Source organism: Streptomyces sp. MBT53 (genome assembly GCF_016654115.1).
Lineage (GTDB): Bacteria > Actinomycetota > Actinomycetes > Streptomycetales > Streptomycetaceae > Streptomyces.
In genome coordinates this window covers 1-458 of record NZ_JAEQAZ010000509.1, presented here as the reverse complement: position 1 = coordinate 458, position 458 = coordinate 1, and the positions used below count along the sequence as shown (strand labels likewise).

Annotated in this window: 1 protein-coding gene; it reads left to right on the top strand. The window is 70.7% G+C overall.

What is annotated here, in order from left to right; genetic code table 11:
• Positions 1-208 (top strand): hypothetical protein (locus JHN45_RS53890; RefSeq protein ID WP_236585089.1); only part of this gene is annotated, 208 nt, incomplete at its 5' end.
• Positions 209-458: the final 250 nt, after the last annotated feature.

Genomic DNA, 458 nt, shown 5'->3' with positions numbered 1-458 from the left:
GCCGCAGCACGGCCATTTCGTCGAGCAGGCCGCTCCAGGAGGTTACGGTCCCCGGGTCTCCGGGTGGCGGGGTGGCGGGGTGGCGGCGAAGCGCGCCTCGGGGGAAGGCAGCGCCTCCCTCTCACCGGTGACCAGTGTCGCGGTCTTGTTCCTGCTGCCGGCCGGGAAGTCCAGGTCGAAGACGGGGCAGGGCCGACGGGGTCGGTGACATGGTCACTCTTGCCACGTGGACCCCTGCCGACAAGGCGAAAGGGCGACTCCACCTGGTCGAACGGAGACATGCGTCGCGGCAGCGGCCCCGTGCGGAGCCCCCTGGCCTGGACCACGCGGTCAAGTTTCGATCACCGCCGTCCGGGCCGGGGACAGATGCGGGTTACCGGCGGTAAGTTCCCGCTGCCCCACCCCACTTCACAGGAGTTCCGCCTCATGCGCCGTCTCTTCGCGTGCCTCACCGCCGC